This is a genomic window from Serratia sp. (in: enterobacteria), from assembly GCF_051654945.1.
Lineage (GTDB): Bacteria > Pseudomonadota > Gammaproteobacteria > Enterobacterales > Enterobacteriaceae > Chania.
Genome location: NZ_JBOFZA010000086.1, coordinates 44,462 through 57,449, shown reverse-complemented (window position 1 = coordinate 57,449; position 12,988 = coordinate 44,462). Strand labels below are relative to the sequence as shown.

9 protein-coding genes are annotated in these 12,988 nt (G+C 53.5%); 2 read left to right on the top strand and 7 right to left on the bottom strand.

Annotated elements, in window-relative coordinates; genetic code table 11:
* Positions 1-80: 80 nt before the first annotated feature.
* The gene (locus ACRDCA_RS20435; RefSeq protein WP_438691189.1) at positions 81-950 is read right to left on the bottom strand and encodes a LysR substrate-binding domain-containing protein; all 870 of its coding nucleotides are present in this window, start codon (positions 948-950) and stop codon (positions 81-83) included.
* Positions 951-1,082: 132 nt separating this feature from the next.
* On the opposite strand from ACRDCA_RS20435, the gene blaFONA reads away from it, so the two are divergent.
* Positions 1,083-1,970 carry an FONA family class A beta-lactamase gene (gene blaFONA, locus ACRDCA_RS20430; RefSeq protein ID WP_438691188.1) on the top strand — a complete coding sequence of 296 codons (888 nt, stop codon included), beginning with the start codon at positions 1,083-1,085 and terminating at the stop codon, positions 1,968-1,970.
* A 70-nt stretch (positions 1,971-2,040) separates the two neighbouring features.
* On the opposite strand, the gene arcA is transcribed toward blaFONA, so the two are convergent.
* A complete protein-coding gene (arcA, locus tag ACRDCA_RS20425) occupies positions 2,041-3,315 on the bottom strand; it encodes an arginine deiminase (protein ID WP_438691187.1) in 1,275 nt (424 codons plus the stop codon).
* A 15-nt stretch (positions 3,316-3,330) separates the two neighbouring features.
* Entirely contained in the window at positions 3,331-4,851 is a 1,521-nt protein-coding gene (locus ACRDCA_RS20420) for an amino acid permease (protein ID WP_438691186.1), read from the bottom strand.
* Positions 4,852-5,416: 565 nt separating this feature from the next.
* Here ACRDCA_RS20420 and ACRDCA_RS20415 point away from each other — a divergent pair.
* Positions 5,417-6,385: an acyltransferase family protein gene (locus ACRDCA_RS20415; protein ID WP_438691185.1), complete on the top strand. Its 969-nt coding sequence runs from the start codon at positions 5,417-5,419 to the stop codon at positions 6,383-6,385.
* On the opposite strand, the gene ACRDCA_RS20410 is transcribed toward ACRDCA_RS20415, so the two are convergent.
* The 4 genes from ACRDCA_RS20410 to ACRDCA_RS20395 form a co-directional block, all read right to left on the bottom strand.
* A complete protein-coding gene (locus tag ACRDCA_RS20410; RefSeq protein ID WP_438691184.1) occupies positions 6,347-7,852 on the bottom strand; it encodes a Na+/H+ antiporter NhaC family protein in 1,506 nt (501 codons plus the stop codon). The genes ACRDCA_RS20415 and ACRDCA_RS20410 overlap by 39 nt on opposite strands.
* A gap of 111 nt (positions 7,853-7,963) precedes the next feature.
* Positions 7,964-8,938 (bottom strand): AraC family transcriptional regulator, encoded by a 975-nt coding sequence (locus tag ACRDCA_RS20405; RefSeq protein WP_438691183.1) that lies wholly within the window; start codon positions 8,936-8,938, stop codon positions 7,964-7,966.
* Positions 8,939-9,080: 142 nt separating this feature from the next.
* Positions 9,081-11,432: a beta-glucosidase gene (locus ACRDCA_RS20400; RefSeq protein ID WP_438691182.1), complete on the bottom strand. Its 2,352-nt coding sequence runs from the start codon at positions 11,430-11,432 to the stop codon at positions 9,081-9,083.
* A 15-nt stretch (positions 11,433-11,447) separates the two neighbouring features.
* Positions 11,448-12,809 (bottom strand): MFS transporter, encoded by a 1,362-nt coding sequence (locus ACRDCA_RS20395; RefSeq protein ID WP_438691181.1) that lies wholly within the window; start codon positions 12,807-12,809, stop codon positions 11,448-11,450.
* Between the last annotated feature and the right edge of the window lie 179 nt (positions 12,810-12,988).

Genomic DNA, 12,988 nt, shown 5'->3' with positions numbered 1-12,988 from the left:
GCTCTGGACTTATTCCCTTCAGTGAGTGCACGGCTATCGCATTGGGAGAGGGCTGGGGTGAGGGGGGATGAGCCCGTAGGTTATGTCTCTTGTGCTTCCTTGAGTAACCAATCGCGGAATATCTCCATGGCGGGCGTCATATTTTTCGATTTCAAATAGGTTAACCAGTAGCTTCCCATATTGATTTCGGTAGCAAATGGGCGGACCAGTTGCGCGCCGTCCAGTTCACGGGCAAACATCTTCGGTGGTGCCAACGCCACCCCACCGGAATAGATAGCGCTCTCGATCATCAGGCGGGATGAATCAAAGATGGCACCATTGACTCGTACCGCTTGCAGACCTGCGGCAGCAAACCAGTTTTCCCACTCTTCGGCACGATAAGAACGCAGCAGATCTTCGTTCAGCAGATCGCTGGGGGTGGTGAGCCGCTTAGCCGTAGCTGGCGTACACAACACGGTCAGCGGTGCATCAAACAGCAATTCGTTTTGGGTTGATGGCCACAGGCCTGTGCCAAAACGGATGGCGAAATCCAGCCCCTCGGCGGCCAGATTAACCACGTTATTGTTGGTGCGCAGCCGCAGTTCGACAAAAGGGTGTTCTTGCCTGAAGCGGTCCAGACGCGGCAACAGCCAGCCAACGGCAAAAGTGCCAACGGCAGCCACGGTAAGCACCTCCTGGAATTGGCCACCTTCAAACTGCCGGAAGGCCTTTTCAATATGGCCAAAGGCGTCGGTTAGCACGGCAAACAGCGCTCGTGACTCCTCCGTCATTTCTAACCCACGGGGCAAGCGTTTAAACAGCACCATCCCCAGGCGCTCTTCAAGCAGCCGAACCTGTTGGCTAACGGCGGCCTGGGTAACATACAGTTCCAGTGCGGCCCGAGTGAAACTCAGGTGTCTGGCAGAGGCTTCGAAGGCACGCAGGGCATTAAGAGGAAGATTTGAGCGCATAGCCATTATCCAAAAGATTTTCTTTATGCTAGAGAAAATTCTTGTCGCTTGTCAATAACCGCCTAACAGGGGATATTTGCCGCCATCTGAAGATCAACTCAATGCGTTAATCCCCCAATCTGCGAGGCAAACATGGTTAAAAATACACTACGTCAGACCACCCTGATGGTAGCTGCGGTTATGCCGCTGTTGTTCGGTAGTGCATCGGTGTGGGCGCAACCCGCTAATGCTAAAAACAATATTCAGCAGCAACTGGCTGATTTGGAAAAAAGCTCCGGCGGCCGTTTGGGCGTCGCGCTGATCGATACCGGCGATAACTCACAGATCCTGTATCGTGGGGATGAGCGCTTTGCCATGTGCAGCACCAGTAAGGTGATGGCGGTCTCGGCGCTGTTAAAACAGAGTGAGACGGATAAAAATCTTTTGGATCGGCGCATGGCTATCAAGCAATCCGATCTGGTCAACTACAATCCGATCGCCGAAAAGCATCTGGATACCGGGATGACCCTGGGCGAGTTCAGCGCCGCGACCATTCAATACAGCGACAACACGGCGATGAACAAGATCCTCGAGCATCTTGGCGGCCCGGCAAAAGTGACCACCTTTGCGCGTAGCATCGGCGATAAAACGTTCCGACTCGATCGCACCGAACCTACCTTGAATACCGCAATTCCGGGTGACGAACGTGACACCACCTCGCCGCTGGCCATGGCCAAAAGCCTGCAAAACCTGACCCTGGGCAAGGCGCTGGGTGAACCACAACGTGCCCAACTGGTTGAATGGATGAAGGGGAATACTACTGGCGGAGCCAGCATTCGCGCAGGCCTACCGACTACCTGGGTCGTTGGGGATAAAACCGGCAGCGGTGATTACGGTACCACTAACGATATCGCCGTTATCTGGCCAGCCAACCACGCGCCGTTGGTGTTGGTGACTTACTTTACCCAGCCACAGCAGGATGCCCAAGCTCGCAAAGACGTGTTGGCCGCAGCCGCCAAGATTGTCACCGAAGGTTTTTGATGTAGGGGCGCAGCATGCTGCGCCCGTGAAAAGGCCGGAAAATCCGGCCTTTTATCATCACGCTTGGCGATTAATAATCGATGGCGTCACGGATAATCGGGCAGGTCATACAGTGGCCGCCGCCACGACCACGGCCCAGCTCACTCCCCACAATCTCAATCACCTCCACGCCTTCCTTACGCAGTTGGGTATTGGTTTTGGTATTACGATCGTAGGCCAGCACCACCCCAGGAGAGAGCGCCACCATGTTGTTACCGCTATCCCACTGCTGGCGTTCGGTATCGTAGTCGTTACCTTCGGTCTCCACCACCCGCAGTTTTTTCAGGTTCAATGCCCCGGCAATGGCCTCAACAAAGGTGCCATTATCGCGGCTCAGCTTCATGCCGGTTGGGCCATCATCCGGGCGCAGTGAGAAGGTTTTGATCTGATTGACGATTGCCGGGTAGAGGGTGACGACATCGCGATCGCAGAAGGTAAATACCGTATCCAGGTGCATGGCGGCCCGCAGTTTTGGCATCGCGGCAATCATTACCCGCTCAACGCCGGAATGTTTGTTGGCAAACAGCGAAGCGGCCAACTGGGTAATCGCCTGGTGAGAAGTACGCTCACTCATGCCAATCAGCACCGTTTTGTTACCGATCGGCATCACGTCTCCACCTTCTAACGTGGCGGTGCCGTGGTGCACCGTTGGATCGCCCCACCAGACGTTAACGTTGGCTTCACCAAAGTCCGGGTGGAACTTATAAATCGCCGTGGTCAGGATGGTTTCTTCATGGCGGGCTGGCCAATACAGCGGGTTCAAGGTTACGCCGCCGTAGATCCAACAGGTGGTATCACGGGTATACAGGGTGTTGGGCAGCGGTGGCAGCAGGTATTCGGTGATGCCTACCGCTTCACGGATCAGCTTCAACTCCTCATGGTCTGCATAACCTTCTTTGGCCAGTTCGGTGGTGGAGAGGCCACCGATCAGTACCTCTGCCAAGGCCCGTGGTGCCAGGCCATCCAGGAAGCTACGGGTTTCCTTCAGGATCCCGAGCGACACTTCATTGGGCACAATCTGCTGATCCAGTATCCATTTTCTGGCTTCAGGCAGCGCCAGGGTTTCGGCCAGCAGGTTGTGCATTTCCACCACGTCCACGCCGTGTTCGCGCATCTTGGTCATAAAGTCAAAGTGGTCACGCTTGGCGCGCTCAACCCACAGCACGTCATCGAACAACAGCTCATCACAGTTACTTGGCGTCAGCCGGTTATGCGCCTTGCCGGGGGCGCAGACCATCACTTTATGCAATTTCCCTACTTCTGAATGAACACCAAACTTGGACTGCGTCTTTTTTTTCGTCGACATAATGACTTGCCTCGATCAGATTGTGATAACGCCAGTGGCAATGCTGTAGATTGCGACAATGGCGGCGACCATAACGATGATAAAAAGTCCCATTTCGGCCGGAGTGAACAGTTTCGCGTGTTGTTCACGTTTGGCCATAATGTAGAGCAATGTGCCTGGGCCATAGATGATGGCGGAGAGCAGCAGATATTTCATACCACCGGCGTACAGCATCAGCAGTGCGTAGAAGGTGGCAATCAGCGCGAAGATCAGATCCTTTTTGTGATCGCGTTTGTCGGTTTCGTAGGTTTCACCGGTCAGGGCCAGCTTCAGCCCATAGGCACCCACCAACAGGTAGGGGATCAAGGTCAGGGAACTGGTCAGTTCGAGCGCCAGTTGGAAGGCGTAATCGCTAAACAGCGTCAGGATCAAAAACACCTGAATGGTGATGTTGGTCAGCCAGACGGCGGAAGAAGGCACCGCATTGCGGTTTTCGGTGGCAAACACCTTCGGCATACTTTTGCTTTTCGCGGCGGAATACAGCACTTCTGCCGCCAGCAAAGACCAGGAGAGGTAAGCACCCAGTACCGAGACAATCAGGCCCACGCTGATGAATATTGCCCCCCAGCGCCCAACGATAGCCTCCAGCACGCCCGCCATCGAAGGTTGGCGTAACGCCGCCAGATCGGGACGGAGCATCACGCCATAAGACAGCATGGTGATCAGGACCAACAGGCACAGCACGCCGATGAACCCCAGCACCGTAGCAATCCCTACGTGGCTGCGTTCTTTGGCATAGCGGGAATAAACGCTGGCACCTTCAATCCCCAGGAAGACGAATACCGTCACCAGCATGGTGCTACGCACCTGGCTGAACAGGGATTCAGGTTCTGCGGCAGGGACGATGGCGGCGGCGGCATGCCCTACATAGCCGTAGTCGTCAAGATGAGACAAATCCCCCACGCTAGCCAAAGAGGCTGCGGCCTCTGGTGTTCCCCAAAAGTTGAGTGCAAACACGTCACTTTTGAAGGCAAAGATCAGCACGATGACGAAGATGAGGATTGGCAGGATTTTGGCGATGGTGGCAATGGTGTTGATCGCCGCCGCACTTTTTACCCCACGTAGGACCAGAATGTGGAATGCCCAAAGAATGATCGAGGCCACCAACACCGCTGGGATGGTATTGCCGTCGCCAAATATCGGGAAGAAAGCCCCCAGAGTCGACTTGATTAGCACAAAATAAGAGACGTTACCGATACAGGTCCCGGCCCAGAAGCCGAGTGCAGAGGCAAATCCCAGGTAGTCACCGAATCCGGCTTTGGCATAGATAAAAACGCCGGAATCAAGATCGGGTTTACGTTGCGCCAGCGTTTGAAACACAAAAGCCAGCATTAACATCCCACCGCCCGCAATACACCAGGCGATGATGGCACCAAACCCTCCCGTAGCACGCCCAAAGGTGGCCGGTAGAGAAAATATACCGGCCCCGATCATGGAGCCCACTACCAGTGCGGTGAGTGACCATAGGGACAGTTTATTCGTTGATGAGCTCGTCATGGTTTTCCTTACTGACACCGAGTCAAATAAAGTGTTGCGTAATTAAAGGATAACGTTACCAACAGACTTACGATTAAATCATAGTCATTACTGGCAGCTTTTCCTGTCGCAAATAACTTTTTCCTTCAACATCAGCACAGTTCATCCCTCGGTGGCTCAAATGCCGCCTCCGAGTAGAATAAAAAACCAGATATAAGAATATTCCCGCATTACAATGCTTTAAAGAGAACAAAATCAAAGATAATACATCATTTTTACGAGACTGATCGTGGCAAGGTAATTTGCGTTTTAATTTAATCGTTATAAATCAATGAAATAAAGTAGGTGTTAGCATGATAATTTACTGCTCATGCAATGCCTTTTTAGCATAAAAACAGGTGTTACATAAAAATAGTTAATATATCCAAGGCTGTCCATCGGTTTCTAAGGAAATTCTTATGCCATGGCTGTACATCAGGCTAATAGTGATGTTGTCGCGTTGTACAGCAGGCTTTATTGTACTAAGATTATTTTTATAAAAAACAGCAGGGTGGGTCACGAATGACCCGTTAATGGATGGAAAACCATGGGCAACAGCGTCAGTCAGCAGGCATTAAAGAGTTTGAGTTGTTTTGCCGCCGTCACTTTCTTCTCGACCAGCCAAATGTGCGCCTTCGAGTGTTTCCTTCATGCCAATACCATGGGGGTGTTGTACTTCGTATCTATTATTTCCAAGCCGCTGTTTTTTATCATTATCGGCTATATGGATGAGGTGGAGAAACTTACCAGGCTGGAGATCATCGTCAAGATAAAATCCATTATCATGATAATTATTTTTTGGAATATCGTTTCATCTTTGATTAAAACTCAATATATTCATCAGGGCTATATTTTACAGAATGGCATACTATTAAATATGGGGATCATCTATCTTATTTACCCCATTATCCTTAAGGGAATTAAGCATCTTAAAATTACCGGGTTCGTCTTCGCCGCTCTGGTTGCCGTTATTGCCGTATTGGACATATTCAGCCCGCTGGATACCCACGACGATCCACTGTTTATCTCCAGCTACTCGTTTATCTGGATTTGGGGTGGCTACTACATTTTTGGCCATGTGCTGGGGGAGGCCCCGGGCCGCAGATTCACCAAAAAACCCGGCGTACTGTTGGCCGCCAGGCTGTTGGTGATCCCTATCGGCGTCTCCATGTATTTCTATGAACGCTACCTGTCAACCCATACCCAGATCAGCGTTGCCGGCTGGTTTGTATTGGAGCATCTGCATCTGTTGGGCATGAGCCTGGCGCTGTTCATCCTGTTTGATAATATCGCCATCAAGAGCCAATGGCTCACCCGAATCGTAGAGTTTATCAGCCCGGCGATGGTGGGCGTCTATATTGTTCACTACAGCGTATTCTATTTCATTACTACGCTGTATGACTTTAATGACGCCACGCTGAAATTTACCTTACTGATCCTGGTGTTTATTGCCTCGGTGCTGGTTTCACGGTTATTACTACTCAACCGCTTTACGGCTCGGATCATTTCCTTTTGACGCAGTGGCAATGGGGATATGGCGAATATTAAAGCCGGTGATCCCCAAGGCCAGGGTGAGCAGCGGGGCGGCGATATTGAACACCGCAAACGGCATGTATGCCATGGTGGAAACACCCAGCACCGCCGCCATATATGCCCCGCAGGAGTTCCAGGGGATCAGCGGAGAGGTGACAATCCCGGCATCCGAAACGATGCGTGACAGGTTTTCTGGCGCCAACCCACGCTTGGCAAACTCGGCGCGGAACAGCCGGGTGGGCAGCAGCAACGCAATGTACTGATCGCCAGCCGCAATGTTCAGCCCGATCGCGGTGGCCACCACCGAAGTAAACAGCTTGCCGACGGTTCTGGCCCGCAACAGCAGCGGCGTGACCAGTTTGTTCAGCAGGCCGAAGTCATCCACCATAATGCCAAACGTTACCGCGCCAATGATCAGCCAGATCGTCAGCAGCATGCTGTCCATACCACCACGGGAAAGCAGGGCATCGATCTGCTCGATACCTGAGTTCTCCTGAAAGCCGGTAGCCATCGCGACCCAGACCGCCTTGATGGCCAACAGCGGGCTGGCCATGTCAGGTTCGACAATAAAACGCTCGATCACCTGAGGCTGCATAAAGGACGTCATAATACCGGCCAGCAAGGCTGAGCACATGATCGCCAATGAGGCGGGCACTTTGGCCACCGATAGCGCCAACAGGAAAATCAGCGGCAACAGGTTCCACGGCGTGATGTGGAACAGTTCGTTAAAGCGTGTCAGTTCGTTGTTGGTGACGGTGCTGTCAAAAGCGCTGTGCTGATTCAGCCCCAGCAGGATAAAAGCCAGCAGGGCAATGACCGCCGCCGGCACGGTAGTCCACAGCTGGGTACGGATATGTTTATATAATTCGACGCCGTTGAGTTGGGCGGCCAGCACGGTACTTTCAGACAGCGGCGAGATCTTGTCACCGACGTAAGCGCCGGAGATCACCGCTCCAGCCGTAATTTCTGGCGAGAGTCCGAGCATATTGGCCAGCCCGACCAATCCGACCCCCAAGGTGCCCGCCGTGGTCCAGGAACTGCCGATGCTCAACGACACGCCAACGCAGACCAAAAAGGCGATTGGATAGAACCAGTTGGGGGTGATCATGACAATGCCGTAATACACCATGGTGGGAATGGTGCCGGACATGTTCCAGGTGCCAATCAGCGCCCCGACGGAAAACAGGATAAAGATGGCCCCGGAAACGGTGGCAATCCCTTTACGACCAGACTCGGAGATCTCCTCCCAGCTATGGCCATTCTTTAGAATAATGATCGCCGTAAGCATGGTGCTGAGGATAATAGCCACCTGCAATGGGCCGTTGACGGCTTCAAGACCAAACAGGGCAACGGAGGCACCGACCAGCAGAATCAATGCGACGATCGGCAGCAAAGCATCCAGAAAACTTGGGGCTTTGACCGGGCGGGGAGCTTTAGCGGGTTTGGTCATGGGAACGACTCCACAGACAGTTAAGACAGGAAAGTTCAGGAAACTGCGATACCTGTGGTAGCTACTGCGGTAAGTATAGCCATCGCTGGCATAGGGTAATGATTATTTTCACTATTGCGGGTCGGTGTTGAGGCTCCGTAAGCGTGCGACGATTTGCCGATCCAGTGGCAGACAGCGGAAATCGGTCATGATTTGCAGCTCTGCCGGTGAGTTCATCGCGGTAAGATAGCTTTTGCGAAACTCGGTTGGCGTCATGCGGCAGTATTTGTTAAAGGCGAAAATCAGCTGTTTGTGGCCGCTGAAACCACAGGTATAGCTGATATCGGTAATGGGGATATTGGTGTCTTTCAGCAGCAGCTTGGCTTTGTTAATGCGGATCATGGTCAGATATTCTTTAAAATTGTAGCCGCTGATCTTTTTGAAAATACGGGAAAAGTGGTGATAACTGACGCCAGCGCGATCGGCAATGGTGGCCAGGTTGAGCTCATCGTCAAAGTGCTGGTTGATAAACTCAATGCCGAATTTGACCAACTGCTGGTCTTTTTTCCTGACGTTGACCTGTTGCTGGTCTGTCTGGTTTGACGCTGCTGCGGCCAGCGATCCCAGCAAATGATAAACCAGGGCAATACGGGTAAAGGAGGGTTGTGACGCCACCAGGTTATCGAGCAGGGCGATCACGTCGTGGCTAATCTGTTGCACTGATGCCCGATCGCCTTGATTGACCATCAACGGTGCCGGATGGGTTTCATCAAACAGGTGGGGTGAAAACTGAATGGTCAGCAGTTGGCTATTGGGTGCGCGGGCCTCAAGGGAATGGATTTCGTCCGGGTTGATATACAGCAGGCTGCCTGCGCTGGCCACCGAGGTGGCATGGCCAAGGGTAACGGAAAACTCCCCGGCTAAGATGCAGATCAGCTCCGGTGCCGAGTGCCAATGTGGCTCGCAGTAGTAAACCTCTGCGGCGAAGACGTTCAGCTTTTCCGCATCAAACGAGATCAGTTCATAGCCGCTGCCGTCGTGAACCGCTGCTGCCGCCTGCCGATGAGACTGCGGCTTGGATTGTCGGGTGACAGAAAAAGGAAACATCGGCTAAATCCCTCGTTTATAAAATGGTTGTGGCGTTTTTCTCCCTCACCCTAGCCACGGGCGCAGCCTGCGACGACCCTACGTATGTGCCTGAACGTAGTACCGTTCTAGCTCCCTCTCCCTTTGGGTTGGGGTGAGGGGGCTATTGCCTAGCGGGTTCAGCCAAAGCCGCAGCCAATTCCTGCTGGGTAATATCAATCGCCAGGAACTCCGTCAGGGCAATAAACAGGCCACAGAACAGATCCGGGGCAAGCGCGGTAAGCTTTTCGCGCATCAGCGCCTCCGGCAAGGCGTTTTTACTGACCAACAGCTTCACCACGCGGTCAAAAGCGGGCGGAGTGGCAAGTAGCTGCTGCAACGAATTGTCGACCTTGAGCGGTAAATAATAGGGCTTGGCGCACAGCTTGACCACCGTGCTCAGCGCGATATCCCGCGATGAACGCGCCACATGCAGCTGGTACAGGCCCGGGTCGACCACCCAGGTGGCCATTCCCGGATGGAAACAGGCAAAATCCTGCCATTCCAGCGTCAGGGTTACCGTTTTGCTTTCGCCAGGTTCGAGCTGCACTTTGGCAAAGGCTTTCAGCGCCAGGACTTCACGCGCCAAATCGCCATGCGGAGCAGTAAGGTAAAGCTGCACGATCTCTTTGCCCGCCCGATCGCCACGGTTGGTCACCTCCACGCTGACGGTGAGCGGCTGCCCCTCTGCAAGCTCCGCGGCTGACGTTGCCAGCTTGGCATAGCTGAACTCGCTGTAGCTCAGGCCAAAACCGAACGGGAACTGCGGGGTCAGCTTACGCCGGTCGTAGTAGCGATAGCCCACGTAGAGCCCTTCGCTGTAGTGATGACGCAGGTTGTCACCTGGATAACCAAGCCAGGCCGGGGTTTCCTCCAGCGTATTGGGCACCGTGACCGTCAGCTTGCCACAGGGATTGGCCCGGCCAAACAGAATATCGGCCACCGCGCGGCCCATGCCCTGGCCCGCAAAGAAGGTCTCCAACAGGGCTTTGCAGTCCGCCAGCCAAGGCATCACCACCGCATCGCTATTCGCCAGCACCACCACCAGATTGGTTTGCACCTCGGCCACTGCGCGGATCAGCGCTTCATGGCTAGGCAAGATGTTCAGATCTTTGCGATCGCCGTTTTCGCCGTCCTCGCCAATGGCGGTGCTGACAAACACCACGGCCACGTCGGCCTTGCTGGCTAACTCAACCGCATCGGCCAGGGCTTGCGGGTCGACGTGATTATCGTCCGGGGTGCCGATGGCATAGTCGATGTGGAAGTCGTTACCGGCAACCTCGAAAATTTCGTCGAGCGGACGATCGAGCATATAAGGCACGGTGGTGGCACAGCCCGATCCCTGGATCACCGGCTCCTGTGCCGGTTTACCCAATACGGCGATAGTGGTTTTCTGCCCGGATAGCAGCGGCAGAATATGGTCTTCATTCTTCAATAACACTATCGATTCGGCAGCCAGTTGCTGTGCCAGCCGATGATGCTGCGGGTAATCGGCCTTGGTACCCGGTTTACGGTGGCGCTGCACCTTGTCGATCAGGGTTAACATACGCAGGCAGGCGGTATCGAGAACCTCTGCCGGGATCTCTCCGCGCTCGATTGCCTGCAACAGTTCCAGTTTGTCACGCTGGGTCTCCGGCATCGCCAAATCGTTACCTGCCAGCAAGGAAGCGGGGCGATCTTTGATGCCGTACCAGTCGGACATCACCAACCCGTCATAGCCCCACTCATTGCGTAGCACCTCGGTCAACAGCCAGTGGTGTTGCGACGTTTGTACCCCGTTGAGCCGGTTATAGGACGACATCACGGTCCAGGGATTGGATTTGTCGATTGCCCGCTTGAACCCGGAAAGGTAAATCTCGCGCAACGCCCGTTCTTCCACCACCGAGTCCATCTCGGTACGGCGGTATTCCGAGTTATTGGCGGCAAAGTGCTTCAGGCTGGCACCCACGCCACCGTCTTGCAGGCCGTTGATGAGGGCGGCAGCAATGTCACCACTGACCACCGGATCTTCCGAGTAATATTCGTAACCACGGCCAGCCAAAGGCGTACGGCGAATATTGATACCCGGGCCGAGCAAAATACCGACGCCCATCTCCTGGCACTCTTTGGCCAATGCTTCGCCCATTTGGTACACCAGTTCCACGTCCCAGCTACAGGCCAGGGTTGAACCGTTCGGGAAGCAGGTGGCCGGTTTGGATTTGCTGAACAGCGCCTCAGAGCCACCTTTCTGTTCTTCCTGCTCCACCTCGCCCGCGCTTTGGCCAATTACGGCCAGAAAATCGCTTATGTGCCAGTTTTCCCCTTGTTCGATCTGGCTGGTGCTGTAACGGACGCCGTAGGTGCCATCCGTCATCACAATGTCACTGATATCATGCTGCGGGAAGCTGGCCGTGCGCCACAGACCGCTGCCGCTGAGCAGCGCCACTTTCTCTTCGGCAGTCATGGCGGCAATGAGGGGGTGGAAATCTTGTTTCATAATGATACCTGCTGGTTACAGCGCGCTGACTTTGCGCAATTCAATGTCTTTGATGATATTTCGGTAGGTGTGCTCATCGAGCTGATAGAAGAAGATAAACACCATCCCGAGGGCGAACATCAGGCCGGGGAACAGCGTCATCATCATATTGATGCCGTTGAGCGCGTTGGCGCTGATATGCTCAGACGAGTAGTCAAAGTAATCAAGCATCAATCCGGCACAGCCTCCACCAATTGCCATGGCAATTTTGGTGATGAAATTAAAGAAGCCGTAAATCGCCCCTTCGGTACGCACGCCGTGTTTCCATTCGGCATACTCGACGGTATCGGCAATCATCGACCACATCGCGACAAAACCCATGCCCAGGGTGATGCTGTACAGGCAAACGCCGGTCATGATCAGGTAGGCGTTATCGCCTGCCAGGAAGTATTGGAACAGCACGCCGACAATCCCGATCAGCAAGCCCAGTTGGACCATCTTCTTTTTGCCCATCAGGCTGATGAGCTTTTCGGAAATCACCGTGCCTACCACATAGGCCGCAGATTGGATGGCGAAGAATTTGGCGGTAAAGGCTTCATCACCCAGGGTGTACTTGATGAAGTAAATCGCAATCGCCATCCAGACCGTGTAGGCGATATAGAAAAACACCGTGAACAGCGAAAGGTGGATTAACGGCAGGTTGCCGGAAACGGCGGTGATCATCTCTTTTAGCGTTGGCGCTTTTTGATCTGGCAGGCTTTTTACCCGCTCTTTGGTCATGCCAAAGCAGGCCAGGAAAAAGAAGGTAGCCAACAGGCTAAAACAGCTGACGGCAAACACATAACCCATCTTCTGATCGGTGAACTGCGAGATCAGCAGGTCGGCACTGGTCGAAACAATCAGATAACCGACGATAGCCAACACAAAGCGGTAGACCGATAGCGAGGCCCGTGAACCTTCGTGTTGGGTCAGCATATTGGTCATGGCGGAATAAGGCGTGTTGACCGCCGTGTAGGCCAGGCAGTAAATGGTGTAGGTGATCAGTGCGTAATAGAACTTATAGTCGCTGTCGAAGGTGCTGAAACAGAGGATCGTCAAGATCCCCAAGGGCACCGCGCCGTAAAGCAGGTAAGGGCGCAGCTTGCCGTGGCGGGTTTGGGTCTTGTCAATAAAATAGCCGACAAAGATGTTAAAAATGGCATCCACCACGCGGGCAATCACGAAGATTAAGCTCGCCTGCACCGCACTGATGCCATAAATATTGGTGTAAAAAAACAGTAAGAACAGGGAGACGAAGCCAAACGACAGGTTAGAGGCCAGATCGCCGAAGCCATAGCCGATCTTTTCCCGTACGCTGACTTTTACATAGCTATCTGAGGTGATTGCTGTTGTTTTCATTGTGCTGACTCATGCAGATTGGTTCGCCTTGAGTATACCGAGAGCGCTACGGATGACTTGCCAGCCGTTGTTTATACAGTTCCTATTTTTTGCTCGCGTCTGGCTTTGTTATGGAGTTGTGATTAAGATCACAGGATAATTCTCCCACAATGCCATGACTATATACCCGCCTCATACTG

Bases quoted from the DNA above. Each gene is read 5' to 3' on its own strand.
- ACRDCA_RS20435 (WP_438691189.1), bottom strand. From the start codon at position 950: ATGCGCTCAAATCTTCCTCTTAATGCCCTGCGTGCCTTCGAAGCCTCT.
- blaFONA (WP_438691188.1), top strand. From the start codon at position 1,083: ATGGTTAAAAATACACTACGTCAGACCACCCTGATGGTAGCTGCGGTT.
- arcA (WP_438691187.1), bottom strand. From the start codon at position 3,315: ATGTCGACGAAAAAAAAGACGCAGTCCAAGTTTGGTGTTCATTCAGAA.
- ACRDCA_RS20420 (WP_438691186.1), bottom strand. From the start codon at position 4,851: ATGACGAGCTCATCAACGAATAAACTGTCCCTATGGTCACTCACCGCA.
- ACRDCA_RS20415 (WP_438691185.1), top strand. From the start codon at position 5,417: ATGGGCAACAGCGTCAGTCAGCAGGCATTAAAGAGTTTGAGTTGTTTT.
- ACRDCA_RS20410 (WP_438691184.1), bottom strand. From the start codon at position 7,852: ATGACCAAACCCGCTAAAGCTCCCCGCCCGGTCAAAGCCCCAAGTTTT.
- ACRDCA_RS20405 (WP_438691183.1), bottom strand. From the start codon at position 8,938: ATGTTTCCTTTTTCTGTCACCCGACAATCCAAGCCGCAGTCTCATCGG.
- ACRDCA_RS20400 (WP_438691182.1), bottom strand. From the start codon at position 11,432: ATGAAACAAGATTTCCACCCCCTCATTGCCGCCATGACTGCCGAAGAG.
- ACRDCA_RS20395 (WP_438691181.1), bottom strand. From the start codon at position 12,809: ATGAAAACAACAGCAATCACCTCAGATAGCTATGTAAAAGTCAGCGTA.